12 protein-coding genes and 7 tRNA genes are annotated in these 14,784 nt (G+C 43.5%); 16 read left to right on the top strand and 3 right to left on the bottom strand.

What is annotated here, in order from left to right; genetic code table 11:
* Positions 1-32: 32 nt before the first annotated feature.
* Complete coding sequence (locus tag JJQ94_RS18180; RefSeq protein WP_010370946.1) at positions 33-782, top strand: class I SAM-dependent methyltransferase; 750 nt, start codon at positions 33-35, stop codon at positions 780-782.
* Between the two features lie 72 nt (positions 783-854).
* Here the strand turns inward: JJQ94_RS18180 and rnhA are convergent, their stop codons facing one another.
* The gene (rnhA, locus tag JJQ94_RS18175; protein ID WP_099029375.1) at positions 855-1,325 is read right to left on the bottom strand and encodes a ribonuclease HI; all 471 of its coding nucleotides are present in this window, start codon (positions 1,323-1,325) and stop codon (positions 855-857) included.
* Between the two features lie 69 nt (positions 1,326-1,394).
* On the opposite strand from rnhA, the gene dnaQ reads away from it, so the two are divergent.
* The 12 genes from dnaQ to JJQ94_RS18115 all read left to right on the top strand — a co-directional run bounded on the left by dnaQ (position 1,395) and on the right by JJQ94_RS18115 (position 10,365).
* The gene (gene dnaQ / locus JJQ94_RS18170; protein WP_039496935.1) at positions 1,395-2,105 is read left to right on the top strand and encodes a DNA polymerase III subunit epsilon; all 711 of its coding nucleotides are present in this window, start codon (positions 1,395-1,397) and stop codon (positions 2,103-2,105) included.
* A gap of 87 nt (positions 2,106-2,192) precedes the next feature.
* Positions 2,193-3,563: a TIGR03503 family protein gene (locus JJQ94_RS18165; RefSeq protein WP_099029374.1), complete on the top strand. Its 1,371-nt coding sequence runs from the start codon at positions 2,193-2,195 to the stop codon at positions 3,561-3,563.
* Between the two features lie 110 nt (positions 3,564-3,673).
* Positions 3,674-3,750 (top strand) — tRNA-Asp (locus JJQ94_RS18160).
* A gap of 30 nt (positions 3,751-3,780) precedes the next feature.
* Positions 3,781-3,857 (top strand) — tRNA-Asp (locus JJQ94_RS18155).
* Positions 3,858-3,889: 32 nt separating this feature from the next.
* Positions 3,890-3,966 (top strand) — tRNA-Asp (locus JJQ94_RS18150).
* 32 nt (positions 3,967-3,998) lie between these two features.
* Positions 3,999-4,075 (top strand) — tRNA-Asp (locus JJQ94_RS18145).
* Between the two features lie 49 nt (positions 4,076-4,124).
* Positions 4,125-4,201, top strand: a tRNA-Asp gene (locus JJQ94_RS18140).
* Between the two features lie 41 nt (positions 4,202-4,242).
* A tRNA-Asp gene (locus JJQ94_RS18135) sits at positions 4,243-4,319 on the top strand.
* A gap of 29 nt (positions 4,320-4,348) precedes the next feature.
* Positions 4,349-4,425: transfer RNA gene (locus tag JJQ94_RS18130), tRNA-Asp, on the top strand.
* 776 nt (positions 4,426-5,201) lie between these two features.
* A complete protein-coding gene (imuA, locus tag JJQ94_RS18125; protein ID WP_099029373.1) occupies positions 5,202-5,888 on the top strand; it encodes a translesion DNA synthesis-associated protein ImuA in 687 nt (228 codons plus the stop codon).
* A 2-nt stretch (positions 5,889-5,890) separates the two neighbouring features.
* Positions 5,891-7,288, top strand: a complete 1,398-nt coding sequence (locus JJQ94_RS18120) for a Y-family DNA polymerase (protein ID WP_099029372.1) — start codon at positions 5,891-5,893, stop codon at positions 7,286-7,288.
* Positions 7,288-10,365 carry an error-prone DNA polymerase gene (locus JJQ94_RS18115; RefSeq protein WP_099029371.1) on the top strand — a complete coding sequence of 1,026 codons (3,078 nt, stop codon included), beginning with the start codon at positions 7,288-7,290 and terminating at the stop codon, positions 10,363-10,365. The genes JJQ94_RS18120 and JJQ94_RS18115 overlap by 1 nt, the downstream gene beginning before the upstream one ends.
* Before the next feature lie 118 nt (positions 10,366-10,483).
* On the opposite strand, the gene JJQ94_RS18110 is transcribed toward JJQ94_RS18115, so the two are convergent.
* Entirely contained in the window at positions 10,484-10,954 is a 471-nt protein-coding gene (locus JJQ94_RS18110) for a hypothetical protein (protein ID WP_099029370.1), read from the bottom strand.
* Between the two features lie 92 nt (positions 10,955-11,046).
* Here JJQ94_RS18110 and JJQ94_RS18105 point away from each other — a divergent pair, with 92 nt between their 5' ends.
* Complete coding sequence (locus tag JJQ94_RS18105; RefSeq protein WP_010370975.1) at positions 11,047-11,430, top strand: response regulator; 384 nt, start codon at positions 11,047-11,049, stop codon at positions 11,428-11,430.
* 93 nt (positions 11,431-11,523) lie between these two features.
* Here JJQ94_RS18105 and rpsT read toward each other — a convergent pair whose 3' ends face one another.
* Positions 11,524-11,784, bottom strand: a complete 261-nt coding sequence (gene rpsT, locus JJQ94_RS18100) for a 30S ribosomal protein S20 (protein WP_010370978.1) — start codon at positions 11,782-11,784, stop codon at positions 11,524-11,526.
* A gap of 427 nt (positions 11,785-12,211) precedes the next feature.
* Here rpsT and murJ point away from each other — a divergent pair, with 427 nt between their 5' ends.
* Both murJ and ribF read left to right on the top strand, forming a co-directional pair.
* A complete protein-coding gene (gene murJ, locus JJQ94_RS18095; RefSeq protein ID WP_099029369.1) occupies positions 12,212-13,774 on the top strand; it encodes a murein biosynthesis integral membrane protein MurJ in 1,563 nt (520 codons plus the stop codon).
* A 67-nt stretch (positions 13,775-13,841) separates the two neighbouring features.
* The gene (gene ribF, locus JJQ94_RS18090; protein WP_010370985.1) at positions 13,842-14,768 is read left to right on the top strand and encodes a bifunctional riboflavin kinase/FAD synthetase; all 927 of its coding nucleotides are present in this window, start codon (positions 13,842-13,844) and stop codon (positions 14,766-14,768) included.
* Positions 14,769-14,784: the final 16 nt, after the last annotated feature.

Genomic DNA, 14,784 nt, shown 5'->3' with positions numbered 1-14,784 from the left:
GATTAATAACACCAGTATAACGAGCTTAGTAAATGAAACCAGCGTTAAGTTTTTTACAAGGACCCAAACCCGATGAGTGGCAAGACTTTCCTCACGGTGAGTATTTAAAAGTGGGGATCCAAAAACGACTGGATGAATGGCTACCAAGAATGTTTGGTTACCACATGCTAAAACTCGGCTGTTTGAGCGGTCAAATGAATACCTCTGCCAGCCCGATTAAGCATCAAGTTTGTGTTGCTCCACAAGGTAAACATGTCGGGGTATTTGCTGAAATTGACGAGTTACCTTTTTACGAAAACTCAGTCGATGCTTGTATTTTAAGTCAGTGTTTAGAATATCATTCCGATCCGCATCATATTCTACGTGAAGCCCATCGCACGCTTATTCCTGGTGGTTATATTGTGATCTCAGGTTTTAATCCATTTAGTTTATGTGGCGTGGCACAAATGCTTCCCTTTAGTAAAGAAAAACTGCCTTGGTCAGGGCGTTTCTTTACTCCATCGCGGGTGAAGGATTGGCTAGATTTACTGGGGTTTGAAATTGTTGGTGACGAGCGCTTTATCTATGCGTCTTTAGCGCGAGGCTCAAGGCTTTCACGTTTTGCGCCATGGCGCCGCTTTTGTCGTCATTACTTAAAACCGATGGGGAGTGTGTATATGCTGGTGGCAAGAAAGCGGGTGATGCCGCTCACTCCGATCAAACCCAAGTGGCATGTAAAGCCTAAGTGGACTCCCGCTGTGAAAGGAGCTGGACTCAGGCAAACCTGCCAAGACAAAGAATAACGAGTGTTATCACTTAAGATAAATTTTAAGGGAGCTGTTATTTTGTTATCGAATAACTCCCTTGAAGGTTGGTTAGACGCTGGCTTCGTAGCCTTCATCTACAAGTAGGTTTGAACCCGAAGCCGCTTCACGTGCTAAGTCATCAACAAGTTCATTGTATTTATTTCCAGCATGGCCTTTTACCCAGCGCCATTGGATCGTGTGCCGGCTGGTGGCGGCGTCCAGTCTTTGCCATAAATCGACATTTTTTACCGGTTGTTTGGCTGCGGTTTTCCAATTGCGCTTTTTCCAATTTTCAAGCCAAGACTCAATGCCTTGCTTAACATATTGGCTGTCGGTATAGAGAATGATATCGCAGGGACGCTTTAATGTTTCGAGTGCAACAATGGCTGCAAGCATTTCCATTCTGTTATTGGTTGTGAGTTTATACCCTGCACTCATTTCTTTTTCATGTCCTTGATAGGAAAGGTAAACACCATAACCACCTGGACCTGGATTGCCTAAACACGAGCCATCGGTATAAATCTCTACGGTTTTTTGCACTGAATTGCCTATTTTTATGTAAAATGTGCGAATAGGGCAAAATAATAGCAAAGTTAAGCGGGCAACGATATGCACACACGGCAAATAGTACTGGATACAGAAACCACAGGTATTGATCCTAAAGCAGGGCACAGGATCATTGAAATTGGTTGTGTTGAGCTGGTCAATCGCAGACTAACGGGGAATAACTTCCACGTATATATTAACCCTCAGCGCGACATTGAAGAAGAAGCCATTGATGTTCACGGTATCACCAATGAATTTTTACGCGATAAGCCTTTTTTCCATCAAATTGCGCAAGAGTTTTTTGACTATATTAAAGGGGCTGAGCTTGTCATTCATAACGCGCCGTTCGACGTCGGCTTTATGGACCATGAGTTTGCTAAGTTAAACCAAGGCTTTCCTGCTACACATGACTATTGCCAAGTGCTAGATACTTTGGTGATGGCAAGGGATCTTCATCCGGGCCAGAAGAACAGCCTAGATGCGCTTTGCCGTCGCTACGATATCGATAACTCAAAGCGTACGCTGCACGGCGCTTTGCTGGATTCCGAGATCCTTGCTGATGTTTACCTGTCGATGACGGGAGGCCAAAAAAAGCTGAATTTGGCGAATCAAAATAAAGGTGACAAGGCTAACTCAGCCGGTGGCATTATTCGTTTAGACAGTAATCGCCCTGCACTTAAAGTTTTACGTGCTTCTGCCGATGAAGAACAAGCACATACAGAACGTTTAGAGCTTGTAAACAAAGCTTGTGGACAAAGTCTGTGGCAACAATAATGAATATAATCGGTATCGTTGGGGTGGAGTAGACGCTTAACTCCAAAAAAGATCACTCAGGCCATCAACGCAATGTAGGGTTAATGCATGAATCTAAAACAGCTTATCTTGGGGTTTGTACTGCTAGTAAGTACGGTTGTTGGCGCTCAAACACCCCAGATAACGATGTTGCAGCGGGACGGTAAGGTAAATGAAATCCCTCTTTTAGATAACCGTTTTCGCATTGATTATAATATTGAAGAGATCACTTTACTGTTTTTTCGCGCTCCTGGCGCTCCCGCCGTGGTACTTGTGAAGCCTGATGGTAGTAAATATTATGCGACCAGTTCGCTGGATAATGATGCACTGCAATGGTACGACGAAGTCAGTTATGACTTGATCATTCTAAAGAACCCAACGCCAGGCCCTTGGCAAGTCATCGGACAGATCCAAAAAAATAGCCGCATAATGGTGCTTGGTGACATTGAGCTCGAAGTTGAAGCTTTGCCCCCGCTATTGTTCCGTGGTGAAGTGCTGAAGGTAACTGGGCGTGTGACTAATGATGGCAGGCCGATTGACGTGGGTTACTTCCGGGATGTCGTGACTTTGTATGTGGAGTTCTCTAGTACCAATAACGATGAATATGCCAACTTTGGTGCAGGTACGCAAAGCGTGACCGACTTTAAAGATGATGGCCGAGAGTTTGATGAAAGACCCTTGGATGGAATTTTTACTGGTGAGTTTAAATTAAACTTTCCAGCGGGAGAGTGGCAGCCTGAATTCTTCATTGAAACGCCCATTCTAAAAAGAAGAGTGATCAAATCACCTATTGTTATCGCTGAGCCGCCATTCAACTTTGAATTGATGCTAGCGGGTGAAAACGAGCTTGAACATGGCCTTACTATTACGATAGACGACACGGTTGTGAAACCTGAGACCATATTGCTACAGGGTAAAATCTTTTACCCCAATGGTGAAGAGCAGATGTTTACCTTAGATGCAGAAGAGCGGCTTTATCGTCAGCTGCCAATCAAGAATTATGATTGGGGGCGTTATAGTGTAGAAATCTCCGCATTTGGTGAAAATATCAATGGCCGTGAGTTTATGGCAACGCTGCCAAACTACAATTTTGAAATTGAAAGACCCATTGAAAAAGTGCCTGAATTGGAAGCCGCTGCGTTACCTGCAGTGAAACAACCTGAGCCAGAACCAGAGCCGACTATAAGCACAGCCCTATTAGTCAGTATTATTGTTGCTGGTAACTTAGTTGTATTATTGCTCGGTTGGTTAGCCATTCGTATTTTGGTGCAAAAAAAGCCAATTAGACTAAAAGTACCAATGCCAAAGAATCCATTTAAGAAAACCGAAGAAGTGATTGATCTTGATGATTTAGGGCCATCTGAAAATAGCGCAGCTGGTAATGGTTCAAAAAATGACAAATCAGGTGATATTTTGAACCTTTCCATGAAAGATAACTAAAAAACACGGTTTTTTTTCAAAAAACGGTTGACTCATGAGGGGGTCATTCGTATTATTCACGCCGCTGTCAGGGAGCACACCTTACAGCAAATGCTGCAAGAATATGACGCGGAGTGGTAGTTCAGTTGGTTAGAATACCGGCCTGTCACGCCGGGGGTCGCGGGTTCGAGTCCCGTCCACTCCGCCAAATTTCTTCGTAGTATCAATAAGTCGCGCTGGAGTGGTAGTTCAGTTGGTTAGAATACCGGCCTGTCACGCCGGGGGTCGCGGGTTCGAGTCCCGTCCACTCCGCCAATACTTATTACAAACGTGCATTTGCTTCTTATGGAGTGGTAGTTCAGTTGGTTAGAATACCGGCCTGTCACGCCGGGGGTCGCGGGTTCGAGTCCCGTCCACTCCGCCAACACTTCGAAGCAAAAAATGCGAATACTCAGTGGAGTGGTAGTTCAGTTGGTTAGAATACCGGCCTGTCACGCCGGGGGTCGCGGGTTCGAGTCCCGTCCACTCCGCCAATGTATCGCATAACTATATTCAAGCTTTATGACAGCTTGTTTACTCGCTGGAGTGGTAGTTCAGTTGGTTAGAATACCGGCCTGTCACGCCGGGGGTCGCGGGTTCGAGTCCCGTCCACTCCGCCAACACTAAAACGAGTAAAATAATGTCATTAAGATATCTCTGCGGAGTGGTAGTTCAGTTGGTTAGAATACCGGCCTGTCACGCCGGGGGTCGCGGGTTCGAGTCCCGTCCACTCCGCCATTTAAGATATCTTGCAAATCTATCACTGCGGAGTGGTAGTTCAGTTGGTTAGAATACCGGCCTGTCACGCCGGGGGTCGCGGGTTCGAGTCCCGTCCACTCCGCCAGTTTGCATTTTCTTCTAAGCAAGTTTCCTGTACTGTTCAAAATTAAAAATATAGCCCTATTACAAGTAAAATAAGCATCGCTTTGTCGTTTTTCAGCTTAGTGTAAAGAAAGTGGTAGTTCAGTTGGTTAGCTGTTGCCTTAGAGAAAGCGGCCTGTCACACCGGGGGGCGCGGGTTCGAGTCCCGTCCACTCCGCCAGTTTGCATTTTCTTCTAAGCAAGTTTCCTGTACTGTTCAAAATTAAAAATATAGCCCTACTACAAGTAAAATAAGCATCGCTTGTCGTTTCTCAGCTTAGTGTAAAGAAAGTGGTAGTTCAGTTGGTTAGCTGTTGCCTTAGAGAAAGCGGCCTGTCACGCCGGGGGTCGCGGGTTCGAGTCCCGTCCACTCCGCCAGTTTGCATTTTCTTCTAAGCAAGTTTCCTGTACTATTCAAAATTAAAAATATAGCCCTACTACAAGTAAAATAAGCATCGCTTGTCGTTTCTCAGCTTAGTGTAAAGAAAGTGGTAGTTCAGTTGGTTAGCTGTTGCCTAAGTGGGTAGCATTCAGCTAGGTCAAAAGACGATTATCTACGCGCCACACTCATTGTTTTACGTCTCAGTTCTCGTCGCCTTTTATACAAATACACTTTGTAGATCTCATTTCTCCTAAGCAAAACACGATTAACTTAAAGCGCAAACTATGGTTATTTTTAACTCGCCTCTTTTCTAGCGATCTACTTGCGATCTGCCTTTATTTAAATATACTGTATATATAAACAGTATTTGGTGATGTATGGCGAATTATATAGATCTTCTTGAGCGTAAAAACTTGCTTTGGCGTGGGCGTGGACAGGCCGTGCAGCATAATGTCGTCAGTACTCGCTTTGCTGCACTTGATGATGTGCTGTGTGGCGGTTGGCCGCAACAAGGTGTGATTGGTGTAAAAACTGCAATGGGAATAGGGGAGTTAAGGTTGATATTGCCCCATTTTGTGGATGATAACCGTTTGAAGGTATTAATTAATCCACCAGGACAAATACATGCCGCGGCATTGCATTATTTATCGTTAGACCTGAGTGAATTTATGATATTGCAGCCACCAAGTGAAAAAGAAGCACTGTGGGCTGCGGAACAATGTGTAAAAAGTGGTGCGTGTAGTGCGCTTGTACTTTGGCACGAAGCGCTTTCTATTGCTGCTGTAAAGCGTTTGCAGTTAGGTGCACAGGCGGGAGGTTGTAGGTTATTTGCTTTGTATCAAGCGCAGTACGCCCAGACTTTACCATTTACACTTTCAGTGGCATTACAAGCACAGCGCAGCGGCTTGGATATGATAGTAAAGAAGCACAAGGGACACTTTGCACATCGCAGTCTTAAACTAGAGAATCCCGACTATTGGCCAGAGCTTGAAAAGCCAAATCTACCTCATGTTAGCGATAATATAGTTGCATTTTCGGGCTATGAGCGGCGTTTAACGAGCTAGTTATGTGGTTATATCTCTATTTTCCTATGCTGCAACTAGAGGGAATGACAAAGCAAACGGTTTCCGGTGATTTTGTTACACCCGTTGTTATTATTGATGGCCGCAAAAACCAGATAGTGCAGCTAAATGATGCAGCGCAGCAGCGAGGTATAAAAATAGGAATGGGCCTTGGGACTGCTTGTGCATTGTGTACACAGCTTCATGTTTTGCCCTACGACGACCTTCTAGAAAGACAACAGCTATTAGAAATTGCCAATATGCTTTATCAAGTAAGTGCAGATATTGTAATCGATGAACCTAATGGCCTTGTGCTTAAAGTCGATTCTATGCTGTCGCTCTATCATGATTTGCTAAGTTACTGGCAAGTAATATCTGGACAATTAGCGCAGCTTGGCAAGAGTTATTCTTACGGCATGGGTGAGTCCACAATAATGGCTAAGCTCTTAGCGCGAGAGCATTGCAATGTGCTTATGTTAACGCCGTGCCAAAAGCGTTATTACTTGGGAAAAATTGGACTAACACGTACAAGTCTAGATAGTCGGGTGATTGAGCTGCTTGCTCGCACCGGAGTTAAAAATGTGGCGCAGTTAGAGCAGTTTGCACTCAGTGAGCTGGCTAAACGTTTTGATACTGAACTCGTACATTATGTAGGCTGCTTGTTTGGAAAACTAAAGGAAACCCTTAACTATTACCAACCTGCGGAAACCTTTGAGCTTACTGCACCTTTACTTTACGAAGTCGAAGTAATGGCTTGGTTAGAAAAGCCAATCGAGCATTTGCTATCGCGTTTAGCATTATTCTTACAGCAACGTAACTTAGTAACTCGAACGCTTTATTTTACCTTAGCGCTTCGAGATAAAGAGGCTTTAGAGATCACATTAAACAGCGCGGAGCCTGAATATAAGGCGGCAAATTGGCAGCGCTTGTTAAATCTCAAGCTAGAATCCATAACCTTAGATGCACCCGTACAAAGTGTTTCACTCAAAGCTGAGGCTTTTGAAACGCAGCATGCCACAATAAAAGATCTCTTCTCAACGCAGCAAAGTGCGATGTCAGCGCAAGGGCTGCGCGCTATTCTATGTGCTAAGCTCGGTGAGCAGGCAGTGCAAGGTTTACAACTTACAGGCGATCCTCGTCCTGAAAAGGCCAGCACTTATAGCCACGAGCCACATTTCACGACACTCAAGAGTAAATTAAGACCTACCATCCTATTTCCGAAGCCACAGCCTTTATGTGAAAGAGTCAATATTATTTCTGGTCCAGAGCGTATCGCTTCAGGGTGGTGGGACGGTGAGCCAGTCCAGCGAGATTATTTTATTGTACAAAATGAACAAGCGCAGCGGTTATGGGTATTTCGAGAGCAAAATAACCATTGGTATATTCATGGAGTATTTAGCTAATGTCTTATGCCGAGCTTTTTTGCCAGAGCAACTTTTCATTTTTGACTGGCGCATCGCGACCAGAAGAGTTGGTCAAACAAGCAGATTTTTTAGGTTATAGCGCAATAGCCATTACTGACGAATGCTCTTTGGCTGGAATTGTACGTGCTCATGCTTATATTCGTGATCATAAACTCAAGATAAAACTGATAGTTGGGAGTTTGCTGAAGTACAACAATATTGAATTGGTTGCTCTTTGTCCTTGCCAGCTCGCTTATACAGAGTTATGTCGAGTGATCAGTAATGCTCGCCAGCGAGCGGAGAAGGGACAATATCAGCTTAGTGAATGGGATATTATGTCGCTTAAGCATGTCTTATTGTTGTGGTTGCCAAAGGGTAACAGTCAAGATGTTCAATCATTGCAATGGCTGTGTAAATATCACCAAAATAGAATATGGATTGGCTACCGACGTAACTTGAGTGCAGAAGATGTACATTACTTTACCCATTGTGTAAAGCTGTCAAAAGCTTACCAAATACCTGTCTGCGCTGTTGGTGGAGTGCTTATGCACTGTTCGTCTAGACTTGCGCTACAGCATACGTTGACAGCCATTCGACAGAATCGTGTGATAAGCGAGATCCCTGAGAAAATGATTAGCAATAGCGAGTCGGCACTTAGAGCTATCTCTAAGCTTAATAAGTTGTTTTCACCTAACTTTCTTGAAGAAAGTGACAATATCGCGAAGCGGTGTGTATTTAATTTAGACTCATTGCATTATCAATATCCTCAGGAGTTAGTGCCTAAAGGTTTTACTCCAATGGCTTATTTACGCGCGTTGGTCGAAAAGGGTAAACAAGTTCGTTTTCCTGATGGTGTGCCGCTAGATATAGAAGCCATTATTGATAAAGAGCTAGCGCTTATCGAAGCGCTTGATTATCCGTTTTTTTTTATCACTATTCATGACATTGTGATGTATGCAAAACAACGTCAAATCTTATATCAAGGGCGAGGCTCAGCCGCTAACTCCGTGGTCTGCTACTGCTTAGAGATAACCGCGGTTGACCCTCGACAAGTGGGCGTATTGTTCGAGCGTTTTATTAGTAAAGAGCGTAATGAGCCACCCGATATAGATGTGGATTTTGAACACCAACGTCGAGAAGAGGTGATCCAATATATCTACAAAAAATATGGTCGTAAACGCGCAGCATTAGCAGCAACGGTGATCACGTATCGTTTAAAAAGTGCCATGCGTGATGTTGGCAAAGCCTTGGGCATTGAAATGGCGCAAATAGAGTACTTTATTAAGCATCTCAACCGCCGTGATAAAGGACTTAACTGGCAGGCCCAATTAGTAGAATTAGGACTAGAACCAAACTCATTAAAAGGTCAGCACTTTATTCAGTTGGTTAATGACATTATGGGGTTTCCAAGGCATTTATCGCAGCATGTTGGTGGTTTTGTTATCTCAGAAAGTCCATTACATGAATTAGTGCCCGTAGAAAATGCAGCTATGCCAGAACGCACCATTATTCAATGGGATAAAGATGACCTTGAAACCCTTAAGTTACTTAAAGTCGATATCTTGGCCTTGGGTATGCTAAGCGCTATCCGTAAGTGTTTTGGCTATATTGCAGCGCACACGAAGCGAAACTTGGATCTTGCCCAATTGACTCGTATGCAAGATGACCCTTTGGTCTATAAGATGTTGCAAAAAGGGGATAGTGTGGGTGTGTTTCAAGTAGAGTCTCGTGCGCAAATGAGTATGTTGCCAAGGCTGAAACCCGCGAATTATTATGATTTAGTGATCCAAATAGCAATTGTACGTCCCGGCCCTATTCAAGGGGATATGGTGCATCCATTTTTAAAGCGACGGGATGGTGAAGAGCAAGTGACCTATCCATCAGAAGCGGTTAAATCGGTATTAGAGAGGACCATGGGGGTTCCCATTTTCCAAGAACAAGTGATAAAACTGGCTATGGTTGCAGCTGGATTCACTGGAGGAGAAGCAGATAGCCTACGCCGAGCCATGGCATCATGGAAGAAAACTGGAGAGCTGATGCAGTTTAGAGAAAAGCTTATTCGAGGCATGCTGGAGCGGGGCTATGAAGCACAATTTGCTGAGCGGATTTTTGAGCAGATCTGTGGCTTTGGTGAATATGGTTTTCCTGAAAGCCATTCAGCTTCTTTTGCTGTGCTGGCTTATGCCTCTGCGTGGTTGAAATACTACTATCCAGCAATGTTTTATACTGCTCTACTTAATAGTTTACCAATGGGGTTTTATTCGGCTTCACAGCTGTTGCAAGATGCATCAAGGCATGAGGTTAGCATTTTACCTATCTGTGTTAACCAGTCCGATTACGAACATCAAGTCGTACAAGAGCCAAGACAAGCTAGGTTTGCGATCCGCTTAGGACTTCGGCTTATAAAAGGGTTAAGTGAAGCTGAAGCACTGCAATTATTACAATGCAGACCTCAAGAGGGGTTTGGTAAAATAGTGCAGCTACAGCAAGCAGGTATTACCAACAGCACTATTGAAAAGCTGATTTCCGCGGATGCTTTACATCACTTTGTGGATAGCCGTTATGCTGCTAGGTGGTCGCTTGCAGATCAAAGTAAAACCTTGCCACTATTCAGCGATATTGAAGAGAAAGAGTCGCAATATAGTCACTTTAGCGCCACAGAGTTTGAAAACTTACAGGAAGATTATAATAGCACTAAGGTTTCCTTACGCACTCACCCAATCAAGCAACTTGAGCAAGCAAAGCTTATATGCCGAACGGTTAAGGCCAATGAACTGCTTTATCGACCACATAAATCGTTAGTAACAGTGATAGGGCTGGTGACAGGAAAGCAAGCCCCGGGTACCGCAAAAGGCGTGACCTTTTTTACTTTGGAAGACGAAACAGGCAACATCAATGTGATTGTGTGGTCTGGTACTGCTCGAGCACAAAAGCAAGCCTATATGGGCGCACAGCTATTAGAAGTAAAAGGTATAGTAGAGAAAGAGGGTGAAGTGGTACATGTTATTGCTGGTAGGTTAATCGATAGAAGTGAATTACTAGAAGCGATGACGATTAAGGCTCGCGCATTTCATTAATTGCTTCTTAGTGATTTTTTTGTGACTTAGAGCAGAGGTATGTTGTTTTCGTAAATGCGCTCTATATTTTTATAAAATTAAAGCCCCAACAAAGAGGCATTTTTGTCATCTCTTCACTTTAGCCTTGGATCAGTTTCATCATGGCCGCTATAAAACCTTCTTGCTTAATGATTTGGTACTTTTGACACGTGTTGGGATCCTTCAAGTCATGGCATAAGTATAGTGTATTACGCTCAAGTGCTGGCTTTGGGTGTAAGTTTGAGTCAAATAGCACAGGATCAATACCTGGAAGACCAGGCCAATACACACTATTAGCCACAAGGCCTAATTTCTCATAAGTAATTAGTTGTGGTTTTGGCAAGACAACAAATAGTATTCCAATGACTGCAAGTGCTATCCACTTATTTTTTCCCTTAGGTCTATCATTATCTGTAGCAGTTTGTGCTTGCTGTGCTTGTGCGGTTTGCTGAGCCTTCATCGCTGCAATTTGTTGTGGCGATGGTCGACGGCTTTTTGTTGTACTAGTGCGTTTCTTTTGGTTGGACTGTACTTGACCTAAAAGCGATTGTTTTTTTGATGGTTTTGCCATGCTTTAAGTAGCCTTTTAGTTGCAGGTCTCTATAATGCTTCTATGCTAAGTATAATAGCTTATTTTTACACTACAGCCTACGGGAAAGGACTATGGATCAAAATATCTCTATTTTAATCGTCGATGATGTAGGGACAGTTCGCAGCTTTTTACATCAAACCTTAATGCACTTAGGCATTGATCATGTAAGAGAAGCCTCCACTGCAACGCAATGCGTAAAGTCATGTGAAGAGCAACATTTTGATATTGTCTTTTTAGATATTGAGCTGCCCGATGGTGATGGTAAAGAGTTAATTGCAACCCTAAATGAAATAAACCCGAATATTAATGTCGTTATGGTGTCTGCCCACTCAACGGTAGACAATGTTAAAGATGCTATTGAGCGCGGAGCTAAAGGTTTTGTTGTTAAGCCATTTTCGCCAAAGAAAATCGCGGCTATGCTGAAGAAGTTTTACCCAGATCTAGAATTGGTATGAAACTGCACTGATTTTATCTTCTGATACCAAAGTATATAAATTACGGACATAAAAAAACCGACTTAACGTCGGTTTTTTCAATCCAGCAACAAATTAAAGTGCTTTGATCTTAGCAACTAAACGGCTCTTATGACGAGCAGCTTTGTTTTTGTGGATTAGACCTTTAGTTGCGTAACGGTCTAGGATAGGTGCAGCAACAGCGAATGCTTGAGTTGCAGCTTCTTTATCACCAGCTTCAATTGCAGCGATTACTTTTTTGAAGTATGTACGCATCATTGAACGACGACTTGCGTTGTGCTTACGACGCTTTTCGCTAGTGATAGCGCGTTTTTTTGCAGACTTGATGTTAGCCAAGGTTTGCTCCTAACAATCTTAAAATAAGCTTAATTTAAAGGCCGAGGAATATGCCTGTTTTAATCGCAAAAGTCAATATAAATTAACAAGCGCGGCCTAATGTTCAATACCCAAGACTCGACTTGGGCTATTCTCAATTCTTAACCTGTACAAATCAAAACGTTGCTATGCGACATTTTTACTTTTATAGCAGGCAAGTAAACCCGTAATATCCCAAGTTGCACTGATAATTTGCAAAGCGTAGCTTCACAAAGTGCCTTGAAAATCTCAGGTCTGAACCAAAGTAAACAGTCAAATTTCACAAGGTGAAACAGGCCTACCAAGGTTAATGGCGCGTATTGTATCAAAGCTGACAGGGCACGCCTAGTGCTAAATGCACAACGACTGTGGCATAATCTGCCGCGATTCACTGAATTTAGGAGTTAAGGTGGCAAAAGGGTTATTTAAATCGGGTATGATTGTTAGTGCCATGACTATGATTTCTCGGGTTCTGGGCCTCGTTCGAGATGCTGTCGTGGCAAATTTATTAGGCGCAGGATTGGCCGCTGATGTCTTTTTATTCGCCAACCGGATCCCTAATTTTTTACGTAGATTATTTGCTGAAGGCGCGTTTGCTCAAGCGTTTGTTCCTGTACTTTCAGAAATTAAAGAAAAGCATGGCGATGATAGAGTAAGGTTCTTCGTTGCACAAGCCGCTGGGACACTCGGGACTGTGTTGCTTATTGTTACTATTTTAGGGGTGATTGGCTCGCCCGTGATCGCTGCATTATTTGGCACAAGCTGGTTTCTCGACTGGTGGCAAGGTGGTGCAGATGCCGAAAAATTTGTGCTTGCAAGTGCATTATTAAAGCTTACCTTTCCTTACTTATTTTTTGTTTCATTAGTTGCACTTAGCGGGGCGGTCCTGAATGTTTATAATCGCTTTGCCGCAGCGGCCTTTACGCCAGTTTTACTCAACGTGTCGATTATTGGCTGCGCTATTTTTCTCCATGATAAATTTGCACAAGGTGCGTACGCTCTAGCACTCGGTGTATTTATTGGTGGTATTGTTCAACTATTATTCCAGATCCCATTCTTGTTGCGCTTAAAAGTCTTGAGTCGCCCTCAATTTGCATGGCGGAGCCCTGAAATAACCAAAGTCAGAACATTAATGATCCCTGCATTATTTGGTGTTTCTGTTAGCCAAATTAACTTACTACTGGACACCGTCATTGCCTCTTTTCTCGTGACGGGATCGATTGCTTGGCTTTATTATTCAGACAGATTAATTGAATTTCCACTCGGCCTATTTGGTATCGGTATTGCGACCGTGATACTGCCTGCACTTTCTAAATTACACGCAGGAGAGAAAAGTGAAGACTTTCAGAAAACACTAGATTGGGGTGTACGTTTTGTCATCTTCTTGGGATTACCTGCGATGCTAGGACTGATGGTGACAAGCCCACTTATCATTTCAGTATTATTTGGACACGGTGAGTTTGTTTCTCAAAATGCAGACAATATAAACAAGGTAAGCTTAGGGGTAGCCGCATATTCCGTTGGTTTATTAAGCTTTATGTTGATTAAAGTACTGGCACCGGGCTTTTACGCTAGACAGGATACTAAAACGCCTGTTCGAATTGGTATTATTACTATGGCACTCAATATGGTTTTCAATCTTATCTTAGCGCCTTTTATTGGTTATCTAGGCCTTGCATTGGCAACTTCATTGTCAGCGTCTTGCAATGCGTTTTTACTTTATCGTCAGCTGTCACATCAAGGTGTGTATCAGCTAAGCGTATTTTCTCTTGGTTTTACTGCCAAATGCTTTGTTTCAGCGGTCGTGATGGCTGTATGCGTATACTTTCTCGGCGCCCGCTTTGAATGGCTAGAGTGGGGGCTAATGGAGCAGGTGCTATTACTTTGCGGATTATTAGTAACTGCGATGGTGAGCTATTTTAGTTTACTATTTATACTAGGGGTAAGATTGAGCACAATCCGAGATGCTTGATTCGCATTTTTAAGCAACTTGGGTATAATCGGGCTCTTTGATATTTGCTGCACAAAGGCACGGCACTATGCAACTAATCCGAGGGATCCATAATATTCGACCACATCATTTTGGTTGTGTGTTGACGATTGGAAACTTTGACGGGGTTCATCTTGGACATGTAGAGGTTTTGAAGGGGCTGATTAGCGACGCAAAACACTATCAACTTCCAAGCACAGTGATGTTATTTGAGCCGCAGCCCTTGGAGTTTTTTGCCAAAGATAAAGCACCGGCTAGGCTGACGCGATTACGTGATAAACTAGTCTTGTTGCAAGAGCTTGGCATAGAGCGAGTAATTTGCGTCAACTTTAATCGCAAATTTGCCTCGCAAGATGCAGAGCAATTTATCAAAGAAGTCCTAGTGACAAAGCTTGGAACCAAGGCGCTCACGGTCGGCGATGACTTTCGTTTTGGCCGCGAACGTGCTGGTGATTTTGCAATGCTAAAACGAGTGGGCGAACCGCTAGGTATGCAAGTAAAAGACACGGCAAGTTTTCGCAAGCAAGATTGTCGTGTAAGTAGCACGTTGATCCGCACGGCGCTTGCGGCTGGGGATTTGCGTCAAGCACATGATATGTTGGGCCATACCTATGCCATTTCAGGCCGTGTTATTCACGGCTGGAAGAAAGGCAGAGAGCTTGGTTTCCATACTGCAAATATTGCGTTAAAACGCCAAGTGAGCCCTGTGCGCGGTGTGTATGCGGTCAAAGCGACAGTAAATCACAAAACACATTATGGCGTAGCGAATGTTGGCACTAAGCCAACGCTAAACGGAACGAAAGCCCTTTTAGAGGTGCATCTGTTTAATTTTAATGAGACCATTTACGGTCAGTTTATGAAAGTGGAGCTAATTGAAAAGCTTCGCGATGAGCAAAAATTCGAAACATTGTCGCAGTTAACAGAACAAATCAGTCGTGATGTTAGCAATGCAAAACAGTGTTTTTCTTTAACGTAGCCGATACGGAAAGTAG

The organism is Pseudoalteromonas sp. GCY, from assembly GCF_016695175.1.
GTDB lineage: Bacteria > Pseudomonadota > Gammaproteobacteria > Enterobacterales > Alteromonadaceae > Pseudoalteromonas.
The sequence above is the reverse complement of the archived record's forward strand: the minus strand, read 5'-3'. Positions and strand labels throughout refer to the sequence as shown.

Excerpts from the sequence above, each read along its gene's own strand:
- JJQ94_RS18180 (WP_010370946.1), top strand. The coding sequence starts at position 33 with ATGAAACCAGCGTTAAGTTTTTTACAAGGACCCAAACCCGATGAGTGG.
- dnaQ (WP_039496935.1), top strand. The coding sequence starts at position 1,395 with ATGCACACACGGCAAATAGTACTGGATACAGAAACCACAGGTATTGAT.
- JJQ94_RS18165 (WP_099029374.1), top strand. The coding sequence starts at position 2,193 with ATGAATCTAAAACAGCTTATCTTGGGGTTTGTACTGCTAGTAAGTACG.
- imuA (WP_099029373.1), top strand. The coding sequence starts at position 5,202 with ATGGCGAATTATATAGATCTTCTTGAGCGTAAAAACTTGCTTTGGCGT.
- JJQ94_RS18120 (WP_099029372.1), top strand. The coding sequence starts at position 5,891 with ATGTGGTTATATCTCTATTTTCCTATGCTGCAACTAGAGGGAATGACA.
- JJQ94_RS18115 (WP_099029371.1), top strand. The coding sequence starts at position 7,288 with ATGTCTTATGCCGAGCTTTTTTGCCAGAGCAACTTTTCATTTTTGACT.
- JJQ94_RS18110 (WP_099029370.1), bottom strand. The coding sequence starts at position 10,954 with ATGGCAAAACCATCAAAAAAACAATCGCTTTTAGGTCAAGTACAGTCC.
- JJQ94_RS18105 (WP_010370975.1), top strand. The coding sequence starts at position 11,047 with ATGGATCAAAATATCTCTATTTTAATCGTCGATGATGTAGGGACAGTT.
- ribF (WP_010370985.1), top strand. The coding sequence starts at position 13,842 with ATGCAACTAATCCGAGGGATCCATAATATTCGACCACATCATTTTGGT.